The organism is Achromobacter pestifer (assembly GCF_902859625.1).
GTDB classification, from domain to species: domain Bacteria; phylum Pseudomonadota; class Gammaproteobacteria; order Burkholderiales; family Burkholderiaceae_B; genus Achromobacter; species Achromobacter pestifer.
In genome coordinates this window covers 25,380-44,748 of sequence record NZ_CADIJX010000007.1, presented here as the reverse complement: position 1 = coordinate 44,748, position 19,369 = coordinate 25,380, and the positions used below count along the sequence as shown (strand labels likewise).

The 19,369-nt window shown below is 64.6% G+C and carries 21 protein-coding genes; 13 read left to right on the top strand and 8 right to left on the bottom strand.

Annotation, left to right across the window (positions count from 1 at the left end):
* The first annotated feature begins 53 nt into the window (after positions 1 to 53).
* A complete protein-coding gene (locus tag HV753_RS23635; protein WP_175177021.1) occupies positions 54 to 1,484 on the top strand; it encodes an amidase in 1,431 nt (476 codons plus the stop codon).
* Between the two features lie 78 nt (positions 1,485 to 1,562).
* Here HV753_RS23635 and metK read toward each other — a convergent pair whose 3' ends face one another.
* Complete coding sequence (gene metK / locus HV753_RS23630; RefSeq protein WP_175177020.1) at positions 1,563 to 2,726, bottom strand: methionine adenosyltransferase; 1,164 nt, start codon at positions 2,724 to 2,726, stop codon at positions 1,563 to 1,565.
* A 278-nt stretch (positions 2,727 to 3,004) separates the two neighbouring features.
* Here metK and HV753_RS23625 point away from each other — a divergent pair, with 278 nt between their 5' ends.
* The 5 genes from HV753_RS23625 to xerC all read left to right on the top strand — a co-directional run bounded on the left by HV753_RS23625 (position 3,005) and on the right by xerC (position 7,495).
* Complete coding sequence (locus HV753_RS23625) at positions 3,005 to 3,874, top strand: lysophospholipid acyltransferase family protein (RefSeq protein ID WP_175177019.1); 870 nt, start codon at positions 3,005 to 3,007, stop codon at positions 3,872 to 3,874.
* A gap of 42 nt (positions 3,875 to 3,916) precedes the next feature.
* Positions 3,917 to 4,807: a lysophospholipid acyltransferase family protein gene (locus HV753_RS23620; RefSeq protein ID WP_175177018.1), complete on the top strand. Its 891-nt coding sequence runs from the start codon at positions 3,917 to 3,919 to the stop codon at positions 4,805 to 4,807.
* Positions 4,808 to 4,835: 28 nt separating this feature from the next.
* Complete coding sequence (dapF, locus tag HV753_RS23615; RefSeq protein ID WP_175177017.1) at positions 4,836 to 5,747, top strand: diaminopimelate epimerase; 912 nt, start codon at positions 4,836 to 4,838, stop codon at positions 5,745 to 5,747.
* Between the two features lie 4 nt (positions 5,748 to 5,751).
* Positions 5,752 to 6,429, top strand: a complete 678-nt coding sequence (locus tag HV753_RS23610) for a DUF484 family protein (protein ID WP_175177016.1) — start codon at positions 5,752 to 5,754, stop codon at positions 6,427 to 6,429.
* A 130-nt stretch (positions 6,430 to 6,559) separates the two neighbouring features.
* Complete coding sequence (xerC, locus tag HV753_RS23605) at positions 6,560 to 7,495, top strand: tyrosine recombinase XerC (RefSeq protein ID WP_175177253.1); 936 nt, start codon at positions 6,560 to 6,562, stop codon at positions 7,493 to 7,495.
* Positions 7,496 to 7,499: 4 nt separating this feature from the next.
* Here xerC and HV753_RS23600 read toward each other — a convergent pair whose 3' ends face one another.
* The 6 genes from HV753_RS23600 to HV753_RS23575 are packed head-to-tail and all read right to left on the bottom strand — an operon-like array spanning position 7,500 to position 11,962.
* Positions 7,500 to 8,582, bottom strand: a complete 1,083-nt coding sequence (locus HV753_RS23600; protein ID WP_425485926.1) for a nickel/cobalt transporter — start codon at positions 8,580 to 8,582, stop codon at positions 7,500 to 7,502.
* A complete protein-coding gene (locus HV753_RS23595) occupies positions 8,573 to 9,256 on the bottom strand; it encodes a DUF1007 family protein (RefSeq protein ID WP_175177015.1) in 684 nt (227 codons plus the stop codon). Before HV753_RS23595 ends, HV753_RS23600 begins: the two co-directional genes overlap by 10 nt.
* Complete coding sequence (locus HV753_RS23590; RefSeq protein ID WP_175177014.1) at positions 9,217 to 10,188, bottom strand: metal ABC transporter substrate-binding protein; 972 nt, start codon at positions 10,186 to 10,188, stop codon at positions 9,217 to 9,219. The genes HV753_RS23595 and HV753_RS23590 overlap by 40 nt, the downstream gene beginning before the upstream one ends.
* Positions 10,189 to 10,209: 21 nt before the next feature.
* The gene (locus HV753_RS23585; RefSeq protein WP_175177013.1) at positions 10,210 to 11,076 is read right to left on the bottom strand and encodes a metal ABC transporter permease; all 867 of its coding nucleotides are present in this window, start codon (positions 11,074 to 11,076) and stop codon (positions 10,210 to 10,212) included.
* Positions 11,073 to 11,795: a metal ABC transporter ATP-binding protein gene (locus HV753_RS23580; RefSeq protein WP_175177012.1), complete on the bottom strand. Its 723-nt coding sequence runs from the start codon at positions 11,793 to 11,795 to the stop codon at positions 11,073 to 11,075. Before HV753_RS23580 ends, HV753_RS23585 begins: the two co-directional genes overlap by 4 nt.
* Positions 11,792 to 11,962, bottom strand: a complete 171-nt coding sequence (locus tag HV753_RS23575; RefSeq protein WP_175177011.1) for a hypothetical protein — start codon at positions 11,960 to 11,962, stop codon at positions 11,792 to 11,794. Before HV753_RS23575 ends, HV753_RS23580 begins: the two co-directional genes overlap by 4 nt.
* Positions 11,963 to 12,147: 185 nt before the next feature.
* Between HV753_RS23575 and HV753_RS23570 the strand changes: the two genes are divergently transcribed.
* The 5 genes from HV753_RS23570 to hslU all read left to right on the top strand — a co-directional run bounded on the left by HV753_RS23570 (position 12,148) and on the right by hslU (position 16,849).
* Positions 12,148 to 12,651, top strand: a complete 504-nt coding sequence (locus HV753_RS23570; RefSeq protein ID WP_006224833.1) for a Fur family transcriptional regulator — start codon at positions 12,148 to 12,150, stop codon at positions 12,649 to 12,651.
* A gap of 389 nt (positions 12,652 to 13,040) precedes the next feature.
* Positions 13,041 to 14,162, top strand: coding sequence for a CobW family GTP-binding protein (locus HV753_RS23565; RefSeq protein WP_175177010.1), 1,122 nt, complete (start codon positions 13,041 to 13,043; stop codon positions 14,160 to 14,162).
* Positions 14,163 to 14,288: 126 nt separating this feature from the next.
* Positions 14,289 to 14,753, top strand: a complete 465-nt coding sequence (dksA, locus tag HV753_RS23560; RefSeq protein WP_006216410.1) for an RNA polymerase-binding protein DksA — start codon at positions 14,289 to 14,291, stop codon at positions 14,751 to 14,753.
* Between the two features lie 140 nt (positions 14,754 to 14,893).
* The gene (gene hslV, locus HV753_RS23555) at positions 14,894 to 15,433 is read left to right on the top strand and encodes an ATP-dependent protease subunit HslV (RefSeq protein WP_175177009.1); all 540 of its coding nucleotides are present in this window, start codon (positions 14,894 to 14,896) and stop codon (positions 15,431 to 15,433) included.
* An 81-nt stretch (positions 15,434 to 15,514) separates the two neighbouring features.
* Complete coding sequence (gene hslU, locus HV753_RS23550; protein WP_175177008.1) at positions 15,515 to 16,849, top strand: ATP-dependent protease ATPase subunit HslU; 1,335 nt, start codon at positions 15,515 to 15,517, stop codon at positions 16,847 to 16,849.
* An 89-nt stretch (positions 16,850 to 16,938) separates the two neighbouring features.
* Here the strand turns inward: hslU and HV753_RS23545 are convergent, their stop codons facing one another.
* Entirely contained in the window at positions 16,939 to 17,247 is a 309-nt protein-coding gene (locus tag HV753_RS23545; protein WP_175177007.1) for a copper-binding protein, read from the bottom strand.
* Between the two features lie 199 nt (positions 17,248 to 17,446).
* Between HV753_RS23545 and HV753_RS23540 the strand changes: the two genes are divergently transcribed.
* Both HV753_RS23540 and rfbB read left to right on the top strand, forming a co-directional pair.
* Complete coding sequence (locus tag HV753_RS23540) at positions 17,447 to 18,007, top strand: cob(I)yrinic acid a,c-diamide adenosyltransferase (protein ID WP_175177006.1); 561 nt, start codon at positions 17,447 to 17,449, stop codon at positions 18,005 to 18,007.
* Between the two features lie 177 nt (positions 18,008 to 18,184).
* Entirely contained in the window at positions 18,185 to 19,246 is a 1,062-nt protein-coding gene (gene rfbB / locus HV753_RS23535) for a dTDP-glucose 4,6-dehydratase (RefSeq protein WP_175177005.1), read from the top strand.
* Positions 19,247 to 19,369: the final 123 nt, after the last annotated feature.

Genomic DNA, 19,369 nt, shown 5'->3' with positions numbered 1-19,369 from the left:
ACGCTTTCCGGCTCTGCCAGAGTCGGAAAGCTTTTTCTTTTTCCATGAGCCCCATGCCTGAACAAGACAACACCGCCCTGCATTTCCGAGACGCCCGCGAACTTGCCCGCGCCATCCGCCAACGCGAAATCAGCTCGCGCCAGGTCACCACGCACTTCCTGGACCGCATCGAACGCGCGCCGTCGCTTGCGGCCTACAGCGAAGTCACGGCCGAACGCGCCTTGGCGCAAGCCGACGCCGCGGATCGCCTGCAAGACGCCGGTATCCTGATGGGCCCGCTGCATGGCGTGCCAGTAGCCGTCAAGGACAGCGTGCACTGGAGCGGTGTCACGACCAGCGGTGGCTCGCAAACGCGCCAAGGCGTCGTCAGCACCGACACAGCCTCGGCGCTGCATGGCTTGGCCGCGCAGGGCATGGTCATCCTGGGCAAGACCCGCATGACCGAATTCGCCTTTGGCCTATCAGGCCAGAATCCCACTCAAGGCACCGCCCGCAACCCCTGGGACGCGCGCGTCGCGCGTGCGCCAGGCGGCTCGTCCAGTGGCGCGGGCGTGGCCGTGGCGGCTGGCCTGGCGCCGATCGCGCTGGGTGGCGACACCGGCGGCTCGGTGCGTGCGCCCGCTGCGCTGAATGGCGTGGTTGGCTACAAGCCGTCGACAGGCATGATCAGCCGGGCCGGCTGTCTGCCCTTGTCCGACACGCTGGACGTCCTGGGCCCCATCGCCCGCAGCGTGGCCGACGCCCGTCTGCTGACGCAAGTGCTGGCCGGCCCCGACGTCGATGACGCGGCCACCCTGGACTTGCCCGCCGCGTGCGTCACCGCGCTGCGCCAACCCGTACCGCGCGCGGCTGGCGCGATCGCGGTCTTGGCCCCGCAAGCCTGGCCCGCGCCGCTGACCGATGCCGGCCTGCGCGTCTGGCATCAGGCACAGGACCGCCTGGAACGCGCGGGCTTCACGCCCCTGGCCTGGCACCCGCCCGCGTCGCTGTCGTTTGCCCGCATGGCGGACGACAATTCGCTGGTGCTGGCTTACGAGGCCTACCGCTATTACGGCGCCCTGGCCGAAGACCCCGCCCAACCGCTTTGGGAAGTCGTGCGCACACGCATCGCCGCCGGTGGCCGGATCGCGCAAGCCGACTATGAAGCCGCCCTGCTCCGCCGCCGCGCCGACATGGCGGCGTTCGCCAGCGCCATGCGCGGCCTGGATGCCCTGCTGATGCCCGCCTGCGACCAGGCCGCGCAGGCACTGGACGCCGAAGACGTGCGCCATGTCGGCTTGGGCAAACTGCTGCGCCCGGCCAACTTCCTGGGCGCGGCCGCCATCGCGCTGCCCGCCGGTTTCGACGACGACGGCATGCCGCTCGGCGTCCAATTGCTGGCCCCCGCCGGCCATGACGCCGCCATGCTGGACTGCGCGGCCGCGCTGGAATCCGTGCTGGCGCCGGTTGCGCGCCTGCCCGACCTGTCGTTCTGGGGGCTGTGAACGCGGCGGCCTTGATCCCCGCCGCCCAATGAAAAACGCCCCTGCTTTCACAGGGGCGTTTTACCAAGAAGCACCGCTTTACCGGGCCTTCTTCAGGTCCTGGACCTTGTCCGTGGCTTCCCACGAGAATTCCGGTTCCGAACGGCCGAAGTGGCCATAGGCGGCCGTCTTCGCGTAGATCGGGCGCAGCAGGTCCAGCATGTTCACGATGCCCTTCGGACGCAGGTCGAAGTGCTCGCGCACCAGCTTGGCGATCTCGTGGTCGGGAATGACGCCGGTGCCTTCCGTGTAAACGGTGATGTTGATCGGCTCGGCCACGCCAATGGCATAGCTGACCTGCACCTGGCACTGACGCGCCAGGCCGGCGGCCACGATGTTCTTGGCCACGTAGCGCGCGGCATAAGCAGCCGAACGGTCGACCTTGGACGGATCCTTGCCCGAAAACGCGCCACCGCCGTGCGGGCATGCGCCGCCATAGGTATCGACGATGATCTTGCGGCCGGTCAGGCCGCAATCGCCTTGCGGGCCGCCGATGACGAAGCGACCGGTCGGGTTGACCAGGAACTTCGTGTTCGGCGTGATCAGGCCTTCAGGGAAGCTCGGCTTGATGATGTCTTCGATCACGGCTTCGCGGATGGTCTCTTGCGTGACTTCCGGCGCATGCTGGGTCGACAGCACCACGGTATCAACTTCGGCCGGGCGGCCGTCAATGTAGCGGAACGTCACTTGCGACTTGGCGTCCGGACGCAGCCACGGCAGGCGGCCATCCTTGCGCAGTTCGCTCTGGCGCTGCACCAGGCGGTGCGCGTACCAGATCGGGGCGGGCATCAGGTCGGGCGTTTCATCGCACGCATAGCCGAACATCAGGCCTTGGTCGCCCGCGCCCTGGTTCAGATAGTCTTCCGAGCTGCGGTCCACGCCTTGGGCGATGTCGGGCGATTGCTTGTCGTAAGCAACCAGCACGGCGCAGCCCTTGTAGTCGATACCGTATTCGGTGTTGTCATAGCCGATGCGACGAATGGTGTCGCGGGCGACCTGGATGTAGTCGACATTGGCTGTCGTGGTGATTTCACCGGCCAGCACAACCAAGCCCGTGTTGCACAGCGTTTCGGCTGCGACACGCGCGTTGGGATCTTGCGCGAAGATGGCGTCCAGGATCGAATCGGAAATCTGGTCGGCAACCTTGTCGGGATGCCCTTCAGAGACGGATTCGGAAGTAAAGAGGAAATCGTTATTGGCCACAGATGCGTCCTTAGTATCCGGCAATGCCGGCGCATAGGTTCACGAGGCGCGTTGCACCCCGGACTGCATGGCATACGCTAATCTGGGCGCGACGCTTTAGCGGATTCAGCAAAGGCCGCGCATAGCGCTGCACCCTTGCCGTCGCCCCGCAAGTTGTCGGTTAACTCGGCGACTGAACGTATTTTAAGCGAAAATGCGGTTCTTAGGCTCACGCCCCGGGGGTTCAACCTATTCCCGGAATGCCGGCATGGCCATGCCCGCCCTTACCCATCTGCCGAATGCTGCTTGCTCTGTTCAGACTCTTCGCCGCCTTGCCGCTACCCGTTGCGCACGCCTTAGGGCGCATGGCGGGGCTTGCCGTGTACGCCTGGCCCGGCAAATACCGCCGCCGGCTCCAGGCCAATGCGGCCCAGGCGGGCTACCCCGGGGCGGCATTCGCCCGCAAGGCCGCCGCCGAGACCGGCGCCATGATCCTGGAGAATCCCCGGGTCTGGTTCCGTAACGAGCAGAGCTTGGCCCAGGTGGTGTCGGACGACAACGACATCGTCACCTCCGCCCGCGCCGAGAAGCGCGGCATCCTGTTCCTGACGCCCCATCTGGGCTGCTTCGAGATCACCGCCCGCTATCTGTCGCGTCAGATGCCCATGACGGTCATGTTCCGCCCGCCGCGCAAAGACATCCTGGCCCCGTTGCTGGAGACGGCCCGTAACAGCTCCGCCGTCAATGCCGTCCCGGCTACCCTGCAAGGCGTGCGCGAGTTCGTGCGTGCCCTGCGGCGTGGCGAATCCGTGGGCATGCTGCCCGACCAGGCGCCCGGCATGGGCGAAGGCGTGTGGGCTCCGTTCTTCGGACGCATGGCCTACACCATGACCCTGCCCGGCAAGCTGGCCTCGCAGACCGGCGTGCCCATCATCCTGACCGCCGGCGAACGTCTGCCCAATGGCCGCGGCTGGCGCATCCACTACGTGCGGGTGCCCGAGCCCCTGCCCGCCGACGCCGAATCGCAGGCCGCCCTGCTCAATGCCGCGATGGAAACGTTGATCCGCCGCTGCCCCCAGCAATATCTCTGGAGCTACAACCGCTACAAGACCCCGCGCGGCGCCCCTGCGGCACCCGACACCGGTACGGCGCCTCCGGCCACGCCCTGAAGCCCCGCCCATTCCAAGCCGCCTGGTCTTATCCCCATCGCCATGAACAATGTACAAGTACGCGCACTGGTTGCCCTGTTGAAATGGTTCGCCCGCGTCAGTCCATCCACCCGCCAGCGCATTGGCGCCGTGTTGGGCTGGCTGGCTCCGCGCCTGGCCAAATCACGCGCCCGCATCGTGCGCCGCAATCTGGAATTGTGCTTTCCCGACCAACCCGAGTCCGTGCGGGAACAATGGGTTGCCGACCACTTCCGCGCCTTGGCGCAATCCATCGTCGACCGAGGCGTGCTCTGGTATGGCACCCCTGAATCCATCAACGACATGGTCACCGTGACCGGCGCCGACCGCGCCAATGAATTGATCGCGCAAGGCCGCCCCGTCATCCTGCTGGCTCCCCACTTCATTGCGATGGACGTTGGCGGCAGCGCCTTGACCATGGTCGTGCCCAGCGCCGCCACGATGTATACCCCGCAGAACGACCCACAATTCGACGCGGTCGTGGCGGCCGGGCGGTCGCGCTTCAACGATGTCCACCTGGTCAGCCGCAGGGACGGCGTGCGCGACCTGATCCGCCACCTGCGCGCCCCCCGTCCCGTCTATTACTTGCCCGACATGGACTTCGGCAGCCAGGGTTCGGTCTTCGTACCCTTCTTTGGCGTCCCGGCCGCCACCTTGGTGGCCACCGCCCAACTGGCCCAAAAATGGAATGCCGCCGTGCTGCCCGTCGTGAGCTTCTGGGATCCGGATACCGGCCATTACACGGTGGATGTCTTGCCGCCGCTTGAGGACTTCCCGGGCGAAGACTCGCTGGAAGCCGCCACCGCGCGCCTGAACCGAGAGCTGGAATCCTGGGTGCTCCGCTGCCCCAGCCAGTACTACTGGGTTCACCGCCGGTTCAAGACGCGCCCTCCTGGCGAGCCCAAACTCTATTGAGCCAGGCCAGGCCGCCCACACCCCAATAATGGGCGATAATCCAGGGATGAACTGGAACTTCACCAAAATGCATGGCGCGGGCAACGATTTCGTCGTGCTAGACGGGGTCCGCCAGACCATCGAAATGACGCCCGAACGAGCGCGCGCGCTGGGCGACCGGCACTTCGGCGTTGGCGCCGACCAGATCCTGTTGGTCGAACCCGCCACGCGGCCGGACGCCGATTTCCGCTATCGCATTTTCAATTCGGATGGCAGCGAGGTCGAACACTGTGGCAACGGCGCGCGCTGCTTCGTGCGCTTCGTGCACGAACAAGGGCTGTCCGACCGCAATCCGCTGCGTGCCGAAATCGCCACCGGCATCCTCGTCCTGGACGAAGGGGACGACGAACAGGTCACCGTTGAAATGGGTAGTACCCGCTTCGACCCCCCGGCCCTGCCTTTCGACACCGCCGGCCTGGCCTCGCAACGCCAAGGCGAAGACACCCTCTGGGAACTGGAACTGGACGCGCCTGCCGGCGTGCCGGCCAAGGTACTGCTGTCGGCCGTGGCTATCTCCAACCCGCATGTGGTGCAGGTGGTCGATAACGTCGACACCGCCCCCGTCGCCGTGCAGGGCCCGCTGATCGAAACCCATCCGCGCTTTGCGCGCCGGGTCAACGCGGGTTTCATGCAAGTGCTGGACCGCCACAACATCCGCCTGCGCGTATTTGAACGTGGCGCGGGCGAAACCCTGGCCTGCGGCACCGGCGCCTGCGCCGCCGTCGCGGCCGGCATCCGCCGCGACCTGCTGCAATCGCCCGTGCGCGTGCAAACGCGCGGCGGCGTGCTCACCGTCGCCTGGAACGGCGAACAGCTGCGCATGACCGGCCCGGCCGAATCCGTATTCACGGGGCAGGTCGACATCGACAAGCTCGTCTTCTCCATGGCGCTGAACCGCTGACCTTATGACTGATACCGCATTCACTGCCCAGGACATCGCCGCTTTCCTGCAAGAGCACCCCGGCTTCTTTGACGAACACGCTGACGTCTTCGCTACCTTGCAGGTACCCCACCCGCACGGTTCGCGTGCCATTTCACTGGGCGAACGCCAGATCCTGACGCTGCGCGAGCGCAACCGCGAACTGGAATGGCGCCTGAACGAATTGGTGCGCAATGCCACCGCCAACGAGAGCATCGGCACGCACGTAGCCAAGTGGTGCAGCCGCCTGCTGTCCGAAAACGACGCCCAGCGCGTGCCGGGCGAAATCGCCCTGGGGCTGGCCGAGCAATTCGAACTGAACCATGTGGCGCTGCGCCTGTGGGATTTGTCCGAACTGCCGCCCACTGGCTACGGCGAGCCGGTATCGCAAGACATCCGCACGTTCACCGATAGCCTGAAGACGCCGTACTGCGGCACCGACACCGCGTTTGAAGCCGCCGGCTGGCTGGACAGCAAGCCCAAGTCGCTGGCGCTGGTGCCCTTGCGCCTGGAAGCCGATGGCGCCGCCGTCGGCCTGCTGGTGCTGGGCTCCGACGACCCCGAACGCTTCACGCCCGAAATGGGCACGGCATTCCTGGAATCCGTCGGCCAACTGGCTTCGGCAGCGCTGCACCGCCTGAATCCGGCTTCTCCGAAGGCCTAGGGCCACACCAGGGCGGGCGGACATGAACCACACCACGCGCAACGTTCCTCCGCCCGACTCCCCGCTGCCCAAACCCGGCACCGAGACCGCGGCAAACGCCCCTCCCGCCGCCGGCCCCCTGCCCGATCCCATGGCCGCGTGGCTGCGCCATCTGGAAACCAACCGCCGCTATTCGCCGCACACCCTGGACGGCTACCGGCGCGAACTCCACTTCCTGCTGGAACTTGCCGGCCGGGCTCGCCTGCCGCTGGACAAGATCGCCAACGGCCACATTCGCCAATTTGTTGCGCGCCTGCATGCCCAGGGCCGAGGCCCGCGCAGTCTGGCCCGCACGCTGGCCGCCTGGCGCGGCTTCTATCAATGGTGGGCGCCATCCATCGACCTGGCCGGCAATCCCGTGGCGGGCGTGCGCGCCCCCAAGGCGCCGCGCGCCCTGCCCAAAGCCCTATCGGTGGAACAGACCCAGGCGCTGTTGGACCGCGCGCCCGCCAAGGTGGCAACCGAGCCCGCTGCGCTACGCGACCAAGCCATGCTGGAACTGTTGTATTCCAGCGGCTTGCGGCTGTCTGAACTGGTGGGGTTGGATCTGCGCTACACCCGGTCGGCCGACTACGAATCCCGCGGCTGGCTGAAGCTGGAAGAAGCCGAAGTCGAAGTGTTGGGCAAGGGCGGCAAACGCCGCTCGGTGCCTGTCGGACAGGCCGCCGTGGCAGCGCTGCAAAAATGGATCGCCGTCCGTCCGCAACTGGCCCCCGCCGCCTCGCAGCCGGAAGACGCCTTTGCCTTGTTCCTGGGCGCGCGCGGCAAACGCATCTCGCCACGTGTCGTGCAATTGCAATTGGCGCGCATCGCGCAAGAATCCGGCCTGCCCACCCATGTGCATCCGCACGTGCTGCGCCATAGCTTCGCCAGCCACGTGCTGCAATCCGCCCAGGACTTGCGGGCCGTTCAAGAGATGCTGGGCCACGCCAATATCTCGACCACCCAGGTCTACACGCGATTGGATTTCCAGCATTTGGCCAAGGCCTATGACCAGGCCCACCCGCGCGCCGGCCGAAAATCCTGACGCACTAACCGCCTCCGGCCACCATGCCGCCCAGCAGCAGGATGCCCAGCAACAGCACCGCCAACGCCGCCAGCGCTTCCACACCGTAGCGCAAGCGCGCCGCCCCTGCACTGGACAGGCGATGGCCGATGCGCGTGGCGGCACCTCCAGCCGCCACGGCCAGGCAAGCCAACACCGCCACCGTCAAACCAGTGCCCAACCCCATCGCCAGCGCGGACGCCACACCCGCCAGGAAGAAGCCCTGCGACAACGCGAATACCAATACGATCAACGCGCCACTGCATGGCCGCAGGCCCACGGCCAGAACGGCCGATAGGGCGCGACGCCAATTCAAAGGCCCCGCCACCTGATCGGGCGCGGGAACGTGCGCATGGCCACAGCCGCAATCGTCATCGTGGGAATGGGAGTGATGATGATGGGCGTGCGCTTGCGGTGCGGGCGCATGCACGGCAATCGCCCGCAATGCCACCGCGCCCTTCAGTGTTGCCGTGGAAGATGGCGCAGCCGCTTGCACCGGCACGCGCTGCCGCCGCCGCAACAATGGGCGGATCGCCTTGATCCACACGAGCCACGCCCCCAGCAGCGTCACCAGCGCGTAAGACACCAGCTCCAGCCAGCGCGTCGCCTCATTCATTGTTCTCGCGGTCGCGTTGAAAACGATGGCCAGCACCGCCACCATCGCAATCGCCACCAGTGCTTGAATCAACGCCGAGGCCAGCGCCAGCAGCGCGCCATTGCGAGCGGTTTGCCGATTGGCCAGCACATACGACGAAATCACCGCCTTGCCGTGCCCAGGCCCCAGCGCATGAAACACGCCATAGGCGAACGACAGCCCGATCAAGGTCCAGGCCGCACCGCCTTCGGCCTGCCAAGCGCGCACGGCGCCGGTCAATTGCCGATAAAAGTGGCTTTGCCATACCGAAACCTGTCCGAAAAAACTAGCCAGCCAGCCCGGCCCGCCCATGCTCGAGCCGCTTTCCGGCACGCCAAACGGATGCGCTCCCTGCGCCATGGCCGCGCCCATGCCGAGGCTCAGCAGCAGGCCGGCCATCAGCGCGGCGGCACGCGAGGAACCCGTTACGGACATCGCACCTCGATGCGGTGCGTCAGCCCCTTGGTGATGGCGAACAGTTCGTCCGGCAATGCGTCCGGATCGGCCGGGATCGCGGCCAGTTGCTGCATGGTCTTCCAATCCAGTTCCTTGGGCTTGCGGTAGTGAGACGCGCACGCCGTAGCCTGCGGGCCACCCAGCGAAACCGCGCCCTTTTCATCAAAGGCATACGCGACGAAATACGTGGGATCGTAGATATCCACCTGCGCGCCATCCGCACCTGGCAGAACCGGTTCGGACAGCGGCAACGTGAAGGACAGCGTCAACCGCTTGCTCTTCGCATTCCAGTCGACGCGCGCATCACGCGGGGCCGCGAACACCGCCATCTTGCCGTCCACGGTGACGCGCGTGAAATAGTGCGAGATCGGTTCGCCCAGCGCCTTCATCCAATCCGCCGCCATGCCTTGCAGGGTCGCGGGGGGCAAGGAACCGTCCTTGCCTTGCTTCAAGCCCTGCGTGGCATAGGCGCCAAACATCTCGTCAAACAGCCAAACCTGGCGGACGGCCGTGATGCGATGCTGCGCATCGATATCGATCACCGCGCGGGCGTCGATCCACATATGCGGATGCGCGCTGGCGGCGCCCGCCGCCAGCAAGGCCGTCACGGCGCTCAGGGTTGCAAGGCCGCGGCAAGCTGACGTACGTTCCATTCAAACATTTCCAGATAGGTGGCGCCGGGCTGCCCAGGCTTGGACAGCGCATCGGAATAAAGCGTACCACCCACCTTGGCCCCGGTCTCGCGCGCGATTTGCTGCACCAGCTTGGGGCTGGTGATGTTCTCGACGAAGACCGCCGGCACCCGTTCACGCTTGACCTGTTCGATGATCCCGGCGACTTCGCCCGCCGACGGCTCGGCGTCCGTCGACACGCCCATCGCCGAAATGAACGTCACGCCGTAGGCATCGCCGAAATAGCCAAAGGCGTCATGCGAGGTCACGACCTTGCGGCGTTCGGCGGGAATGGCGGCGAACGTCTTCTTCGCATTGGCATCCAGCGCTTGCAGCCGCGCGACGTAGGCGGTGGCACGCTGCCGGTAATTGTCGGCATGCGCCGGGTCGGCCGCAGCCAGGCCCTCGGCCACGTTGCGCGCGTAGATCACGCCATTGGCCAGATTCTGCCAGGCATGCGGATCGGCGTCGCCGTGATGATGATGGCCGTCGTCCTTGTGGTAATGTCCGTGATCGTGGTCGTCGTGCTTATCCCCGCCGCCATGCCCCGCGAACTTTCGCGGCGTCACGCCTTGCGAAGCCACCACGGTCTGCCCGGCAAAACCCGAGGCCTTCGTCAGCTTGGGCAGCCAGGTCTCGAAATCCAGGCCGTTCACGAACAGCACCCGTGCGGCGGACAGTTTCTTTGCATCCCCGGGCGTGGGTTCGTACTCATGGGCATCGCCGTCGGGGCCCACCAGCGTCGTCAGGCTGACGTCATTGCCACCCACTTCGCGCACGATGTCGCCCAGGATGGAAAAACTGGCCACAGCCTTCAGGGGCTCGGCGGCATGCGCCGTGCCCAATGCCGCCGACAGGCACAGTCCGGCCACGACCAACAACGCGCGGCGCCGCGCCGGCAGAATGGAACGCATAGCGAATCTCCTAGTGAAGTCTCAGGCCCGACGCACGCGGCGCGACGCCCGCAGCAGCCCGCCTTGCGGGCCGCCAACGATGGAAAACAGATAACAGGCACCCGCCGCCAGGATGATCGAGGGCGAGGCAGGCACGTTGTAGTGGTAGGACACCAGCAGGCCGCTGACGGATGCCAGCACGCCAAAGGCCGCAGCCAGCGGAATCTGCCGGGCTGCCGAACGCGCCCAGAAGCGGGCAGCGGCGGCGGGCAGCATCATGATCCCGACCACCATCAACGTGCCCAGCACCTGAAAGCCCGCCACCAGATTGACCACCACCAGCACCAGAAAGCCCATGTGGACCCAACCGCCCCCGCCGCCGCTGGCGCGCAAGAAACCCGGGTCCAGACATTCGGCCACCAGCAGGCGGTAGATCGCCGCCAGCACCAGCAAGGTCACGCTGGCCGTGATGGTGACCAGCAGCAACGCCGCGTCGTCCAGGCCCAGCACCGTGCCGAACAGCACGTGCAACAGATCCATGTTGGAGCCGCGCAACGACACCAGCAGCACGCCCAGCCCCAGCGATATCAGATAGAAGGCCGCGAAACTGGCGTCTTCGCGCAGCGGCGTCAGCCGCGCCACCAGACCCGCCAGCAACGCCACGGCCAGACCGGTGGCGATGCCGCCCAGCATCATCGCGCCCAAGGACAGGCCCGACAGCAGAAAGCCGGCCGCCACCCCCGGCAGGATGGCGTGCGACATGGCGTCGCCCATCAGGCTCATGCGCCGCAGCACCAGGAACACGCCCAGTGGCGCCGCGCCCAGCGACAAGGCGCTGGCGCCCGCCAGCGCGCGCCGCATGAATCCGTAATCCAGAAAGGGCGATACCACCCATTGCGCCAGGCTCATGCGTCAGCCCTCGTGTGCCATTGCCGCGCCCGCTTCAGATGCGCGTCGTTCAAGGTGTCCTCCGTTGCGCCCCACGCCACCACCGACCCGGACAACAGCAGGCATTCGGGGAAGTGGCTGCGCACCAGGTCCAGATCGTGCAGGACCGCGATCACCGTGCGGCCCTGCCCATGCAGGCCGCAAAGCAAGGCCATCAGATCATCGGCGGTGTGACTGTCCACGGCGGCGAACGGTTCGTCCAGCAGCAGGACGGGCGCGTCTTGCATCAGCATCCGCGCAAACAATGTGCGCTGCATCTGCCCGCCCGAAAGCGTGTCCACGCCGCGCCCAGCGGCCTCGGCCAGACCCACTGTCTCCAGCGCGTCCATGCATCGCTCAAGCTCATCGGCACGATACCGGCGCCATCCGCCGACACGGCGCCACGCACCCATGGCCACCAGGTCCAGCACCGTGACGGGAAAGGACCGGTCCAATTCGGACGCCTGCGGCAGCCAAGCCAGTTCAGACCGGCCTGCGCCGCTGATGCGCACACTGCCCGTCATGGGTCGCAGCACGCCCATGATCCCCTTGATCAGCGTCGATTTGCCCGCGCCATTGGGCCCCACCACGGCCGTCATGCCTCCCGCAGCAAAGCGGCCCGACACCGATTTCAGTGCGGGATGGCCATGCCAGCCGAAAGAGGCGTCGGCCAGTTCGATGGTCACGGGAGCCGCGCTCATCGTGGCCACCAGTCCAGCGCCCAACCGGTCAACGCCCACAGCGCGGCAGCGGCGATCAACGCGACCGCCATGCGGCGCCAGGCGGACGCCAGGAATGCAGATCGGGGAATGGCGCCTTGCCGAGGCGCGGCGCCGAGCCGCGCAGGCAGAAGCGAGAAGTGAGACATGGGGAAGCGAAAAGTCGAAAGGCCGCGTGGCGGCGCCGTTGAGACGGCGTAGTTGAGTTTTATTATGTTATATCATAACCATAAAGGCTTGAATCCGCCCAGGCCGCCCGCATATCGATGTTTTCTGCTACCTTCCAGGCATCTCGCGCGCGTCGTGCGCGTCTCCTATTCAGATGAAGCCCGCCATGCCCGCACCGCCCCGTTCTCCCCGCAGCGACACCGTAGGCGCCCAACTCAGCGTCGCCGAGACGCTGTGCGAGCAGCGCGGACGCCGCCTCACGCCCATCCGCCGCAAGGTGCTGGAACTGCTGCTGCGTCATGGCCGCAGCCTGAAAGCCTACGAATTGCTGGACGCCATGCGTGAAGTGCATCCTGGCGCGGCGCCCCCTACCGTGTACCGCGCGCTGGACTTCCTGATGGACGAAGGCCTGATCCACCGGTTGGATGCCGTCAACGCCTGGAGCGCCTGCCACGACGCCGGTGGCGCGCCCCACGACCTGCTGGTGGTCTGTACGGGTTGTGGCGCGGTCGCAGAAGTGTCTGACCCCGCCATGAGTCGCCAGTTGGCCGAGCGCGTTGCCCAAACGGGTTACGCCCTGGCCACGCACGAAACCGAAATCCGGGCGTTGTGTCCCCAATGCCAGCAAAAGCAACCTGCTGACGCCGGCCATCACCACCATCACCACTAAGCATCAGCACCGCCGGCGGCCGCCGTCCGCCGGGCGATTCCTTTGGGGTGAACCGCAGCTGTCCGGCCCCTCGTGAGATCGGGCACATCCGGCCCTTGAAATCCGGTAAACCGCCCCAAAATAGTGATATCGCCTGATACTTGATGGCGTACAGCCGCGATCCGGACGGCTTTGCCCCCTGGGTTGACCCGGGGTTTGCCCCCTGCCTCCGACTGTGCTGTAATCCTGCGTCCGGCCGCTATTGGCGGCCTTCGCAGCCTGTGGCAAACATCGTCCTGCACGGGAAAATCCCTGGCAGGTCCCATGTGTCTAATGCCTGGACTAAGCTCTAAACCCAGCCTTAGGCCCGGCCCTAGACTCAGCCTTGACTTCACGCTAGCAGCTTCGCCATGAACACCCCGCGCAGTTTGGACAAAATGGTTCCCGTCACCATCCTCACCGGCTTTCTCGGTGCGGGCAAGACCACCCTGCTCAAACGCATCCTGACCGAATTCCATGGCCGCCGCGTTGCCGTCATCGAAAATGAATTCGGGCCGGAAAGCATCGACAACGACCTGCTCGTTCAAGACAGCGATGAAGAAATCATCGAACTGTCCAACGGCTGCGTCTGCTGCACGGTCCGTGGCGACCTGATGCGCACCCTGTCCGAGCTGCGCGTCAAGCGCGAAGCCGGCGAACTGAAATTTGAGCGCGTCATCCTGGAAACGACCGGCATGGCCAACCCCGGCCCGGTTTGCCAGACGTTCTTCATGGATGACGACATCGCCGAGTACTACCGCCTGGATGCGGTGGTGACGGTGGTCGATGCCAAGCACGGCATGGCCACGCTCGATGCACAACCCGAAGCCCAGAAGCAGGTCGGTTTCGCCGACCGCATCCTGATCTCGAAGCGCGACCTGGTCAACGAAGCCGACTACGAAGCGCTGCGCCATCGCCTGGTTCACATGAACCCGCGCGCGCCGATCACGCCGGTCAACTTCGGTGAAGTCGACCTTGCGTCCATCATCGACATCAGCGGCTTCAACCTGAATTCCATTCTGGACATCGACCCGGAATTCCTGGCCGATGAACACCCCGACGCCGCCCACAGCCATGCCCATGACCATGGACATGACCACGGGCACGATCACGGCCATGACGACCATGACCACGAAGGCGACTGCGGGGCGCATTGCAATCATGCCCACCATCATCACCATCACCAGCACGACGACGAAATCGGTGCGTTCGTGTTCCGTTCCAACAAGCCGTTCGATCCCGCACGCCTTGAGGAATTCCTGGGTGGCGTGGTGCAGGTCTATGGTCCCGACCTGATGCGCTACAAGGGCATCCTGTACATGAAGGGCATCAACCGCCGCATGTTGTTTCAGGGTGTACACATGATGATGGGCGCCGAACCCGGCAAGCCGTGGACCGCGGCCGAAAAACCGTCCACCAAGATGGTATTCATCGGTCGTAAGCTGCCCCAGGAGATTTTCACCCGGGGCTTGGAGCAGTGCCTGGCGGGGTAATCCCCCTTCCTGACGTGACGCGATGCGACGAAGGCAGTACTGTGAGGTACGAATAGCGTAGGCAGCAAGCGACACGAACCGGGAAAGGACGCCCGCGCCAGGATCGATTCATAGTGGAGTGTTTTCATGGCTACCAAGGCAGCAACCAAAAAATCAAGCAAGTCGACGAGCGATACGGCGATTGATCTGCCCAGCGAGAAGGAATTGCTGGCCATGCCCGAGTCCGACTATATGAACGAACGCCAGTTGGCTTTCTTCAAGGAACGGCTCAAACAACTCGAACAGGACATCCTGGCCAACGCCGGCGAGACCACTGAGCACCTGCGCGAAACGCAGTTCGTGCCCGATCCCGCCGACCGCGCCACCATCGAGGAAGAACACGCCCTTGAGCTGCGCACCCGTGACCGCGAGCGCAAGCTGCTGAAAAAGGTGCAGCAGTCCATCGCCCGCATCGACAGCGGCGAATACGGCTGGTGTGAAGAAACCGGCGAACCCATCGGCGTACCCCGCCTGTTGGCCCGCCCCACGGCCACCTTGTCGCTCGAAGCGCAGGAACGCCGTGAAATGCGCCAAAAGCTGTACGGCGACTGATCCGTCCCGTAATTCACGCCATGCCCTGAAAGGCTATGCTGGTTTCCAGCATGGCCTTTTTTATTGCCCGCGAGGAATCCTCCGGCAGCCTTGATTTCCGTTCAACCGCCCCCAGCTAATCCCTTCAAAGGAAGGAACGCATGGAACAATTTCACGCCACCACCATCGTGTGCGCGCGCCGCGGCAACCGCGTCGCGCTCGGCGGCGATGGCCAGGTCACCCTGGGCAACATCGTCGTCAAGGGCACCGCCCGCAAGATCCGCCGCCTGTACCACGACAAGATCCTGGCCGGTTTCGCCGGTGCCACCGCCGACGCATTCACGTTGCAGGAACGTTTTGAAGCCAAGCTGGAAAAGCACCAGGGCAACCTGATGCGCGCGGCGGTCGAGTTGACCCGCGACTGGCGGACGGATCGCGTCCTGCGCCGCCTGGAAGCCATGCTGATCGTGGCTGACACCGAACACACCCTGGTGCTGACCGGCAACGGCGACGTCCTGGAACCCGAACACGGCCTGGCCGCCATCGGCTCAGGTGGCGCCTACGCGCAATCGGCCGCGCTGGCCCTGCTGCGCAACACCGAGCTGCCGCCCGAGGTCGTCGTCAAGCAATCGCTGGAAATCGCCGGCGACCTCTGCATCTACACCAATCAGAACCACATCATCGAAACGCTGGGCGACTGACGCCCGCCACGCGGCGCACGGAGGTTTCCTCCCGCGCCGCGGCCGCCCCCCAGCCCGCCCTAGCTTCAAGGATTCGCCCTCATGTCCGCATCCAACATGACGCCCGGAGAGATCGTCTCCGAACTCGACAAGTACATCGTCGGCCAGAACCGTGCCAAGCGTGCCGTGGCTGTCGCCCTGCGCAACCGCTGGCGCCGCCAGCAGGTCGCCGAGCCCCTGCGCCACGAAATACACCCGAAGAACATTCTGATGATCGGCCCCACCGGCGTGGGCAAGACCGAAATCGCGCGCCGCCTGGCCAAGTTGGCCAATGCGCCTTTCATCAAGATCGAAGCCACCAAGTTCACGGAAGTGGGCTATGTGGGCCGCGACGTCGACACCATCATTCGCGACCTGACCGAATATTCGATCAAGCAGACACGTGAACTGGAAATGCGCCGCGTGCGCACCCAAGCCGAAGACGCCGCCGAAGACCGCATCCTGGACGCTCTGGTCCCGCCCGCCCGGGGCGCTTCCGGCGAACCGGAACGCGGCGAAGACAACAGCGCGCGCCAGACCTTCAGGAAACGCCTGCGCGAAGGCAAGATCGACGATCTGGAGATCGAGATCGAAGTGGCCCAGGCCGCGCCGCAAATGGACGTGATGACGCCCCCGGGCATGGAAGAAATGGCCGAGCAATTGCGCGGCATGTTCGCCGGCATGGCCCGCGACAAGAAAAAACCCAAGAAGATGAAGGTGCGTGAAGCCTTCAAACTGATCGTCGACGAAGAAGCCGCCAAGCGCGTCAACGAAGAAGACCTGCGCACCGTGGCCATCAACAACGTTGAACAGAACGGCATTGTCTTCCTGGACGAAATCGACAAGATCGCCGCCCGCCAGGAATCCGGCGGCGCCGACGTGTCGCGCCAGGGCGTGCAGCGCGACCTGCTGCCGCTGGTGGAAGGCACCACCGTCAACACGCGCTACGGCATGGTCCGCACCGACCACATCCTGTTCATCGCATCAGGCGCATTCCACCTGGCTCGTCCGTCGGACCTGATCCCCGAGCTGCAAGGCCGCTTCCCGATCCGGGTCGAGCTGGAATCGCTGACCGCCGAAGATTTCGTGCGCATCCTGTCCGACACCGACGCCTCGCTGACCAAGCAGTACACCGCGCTGATGGCCACCGAAGACGTACAGCTGGAATTCACCGATGAAGGCGTGCGCCGCCTGGCGGAACTCGCCTACAACGTGAACGAAACCACCGAGAACATCGGCGCCCGCCGCCTGTACACGGTGATGGAAAAGCTGTTGGACGAACTGTCATTCGACGCCACATCCAGCCAGGACAAACACGTGACGATCGACGCCGCCTACGTGAACTCGCAGTTGGCGGAAGTCGCCAGCAGCCAGGATCTGGCGCGCTACGTGCTGTAAAACGCGCGGCGCGCTTCGCGCCCGCCCGCTGGCAAGACAACGCCGTTTACCGCAATGCTGCGGTAAACGGCGTTTTTCATGGCAGCGCGTCAGTTCGTGATCGCCGTCACAACGTACTTGCCATCCTTGCGAGTGGCGGTAAAGCGGACTTTGTCGCCTGCCTTGATCTTGGACAGCAGGGACGGCGGGTCCGCTTCATAGACCAGCGTCATCGCCGGCAGGTCCAGCGCCTTGATCTCGTCGTGCTTGATTGTGACCTTACCCGCGGCCGGGTCCACGCGGCGCACTTCACCGCTGGCATCGGCCGTTTGCGCGAAGGCCAGCGGTGTGGCCAGGGTAACGACGGCCATCGCGGTGGCGACAGCCATGGGCATTGCATATTTGCGGTCAAAAGCCATACAGGCATCCTCCATTGACAGCGAAAGCCTGGGCCAAGCCCTTATGCTTTCCACAGTGCTAGGATACCGCCGTTATGAAACAGTTCCTGCGGCATAACGCAACAATCCTGACGGTTGATTGCGAACCCACGCCGGCGCCCCCGCCCGCTTACCGCAGGATGCAAACCACACTCTCATTTACCCCGATCCAGGACGCTCTATGGCCAACCGCTTATCTGTCATTGCCACCCGCACGGGGGATGACGGCACCACCGGCTTGGGGGACGGATCACGCATCCCCAAGGATGCACCTCGCATCGCTGCCCTGGGAGATGTGGATGAATTGAACAGCGTCATTGGCGTGTTGCTGGCAGAATCGCTGCCACCGGAGGTCTCGGTTGACCTGATGGCGATCCAGCACGACCTCTTCGATATGGGCGCTGAGCTATGTATTCCGGGCCATACCGCCGTTACCGAAATCCAGGTCGCCCGCCTGGACGCGCGCCTGGCGCACTACAACGCGACACTGACACCGTTGCGTGAATTCATCCTGCCCGGCGGCACGCGGGCCGCCGCGCAGGCGCACGTAGCGCGCACCGTCTGCCGACGCGCGGAACGGGCGGTGGTGGCGCTGGCGGGGGTCGAATCCGTAAATCCGCCGGTGCGCCAGTATCTGAACCGGCTGTCGGATTTGATGTTTGTGCTGGCGCGCCATATCAATAACGCCGTGGGCACGCCCGATGTGTTCTGGATGAGCCCCAACGCGCGTAAGGCCACGTAACTCATGAGATGAATTGCAAGGCAGCTGCAACCGCCTGCATTGCAGCATGTCTTGTAACGTGCTTATTTCACACCACAGTTTGTTTCATTTATTAGGTAGCCCTAAGGCAGTTGCGGCATAATTGCGGGTTAATCGGCGGCCTTGCGCGCACGCTGAACGCTCAAGGACTATATAAGAATGAGTATTATTGTTACCGGCGGAGCAGGGTTTATTGGCTCCAACTTCGTTCTCGACTGGTTCCAGGAAAGCAGCGAACCCGTCGTGACCTTGGATAAGCTCACGTACGCGGGCAATCCCGACAATCTCGCTTCGCTCAAGAGCAATCAAGCACACAAGCTCGTGCAAGGCGACATCGGCGATGCCGAACTCGTTAGCCGCCTGCTGGCCGAACACAAGCCACGCGCCGTTCTCAACTTCGCCGCTGAGTCGCACGTGGACCGTTCCATCCACGGCCCGGGCGAATTCATCCAGACCAATATCGTGGGTACCTTTCACCTGCTGGAAGCCGTACGCGCGTATTGGAACACCTTGCCCGATGCCGAACGCGCGGCATTCCGTTTCCTTCACGTGTCTACCGATGAGGTCTACGGTTCGCTGAAAAAGGACGACCCGGCTTTCAGCGAAACGAATCGCTACGAACCGAACAGCCCCTATTCCGCCAGCAAGGCCGCCAGCGACCATCTGGTGCGGGCATACCACCATACCTACGGGCTGCCGGTACTGACCACCAATTGCTCCAACAATTATGGCCCCTATCATTTCCCCGAAAAACTGATTCCTCTGGTTATCCACAACGCGTTGGCAGGCAAGCCGTTGCCGATCTACGGCGACGGACAACAGATCCGCGACTGGCTGTACGTGAAAGACCACTGCTCGGCTATCCGTCGCGTGCTGGCTGACGGCCAGCTGGGGGAAACCTACAACGTGGGCGGCTGGAACGAGAAAGCCAACCTGGAAGTCGTCCACACGCTTTGCGCGCTGCTGGATGAACTCAGCCCCCGGGCTGATGGTCAGCCCTACAAGAATCAAATAACGTTCGTCAAAGACCGGCCCGGTCACGATCAACGGTACGCTATTGACGCTTCCCGCCTCGAGCGCGAGCTGGGTTGGAAGCCCGCCGAAACATTCGATACCGGCATCCGCAAGACGGTGCAGTGGTACCTGCAAAACCAGGAATGGGTGACCAACATCACCAGTGGCGCGTATCGCGATTGGGTTACCACTCAATACAGCGCCTGAGCCATCCACGACGAGGTCCCTGCCGCGATCTCGTATTGTCGGCTACTGCCCTGGATCATCCTGGGCGCCGGGTTCCGCCTGCCACCGACCGCGACCACGCCGAGTTTTTTATTTTGCCAAATA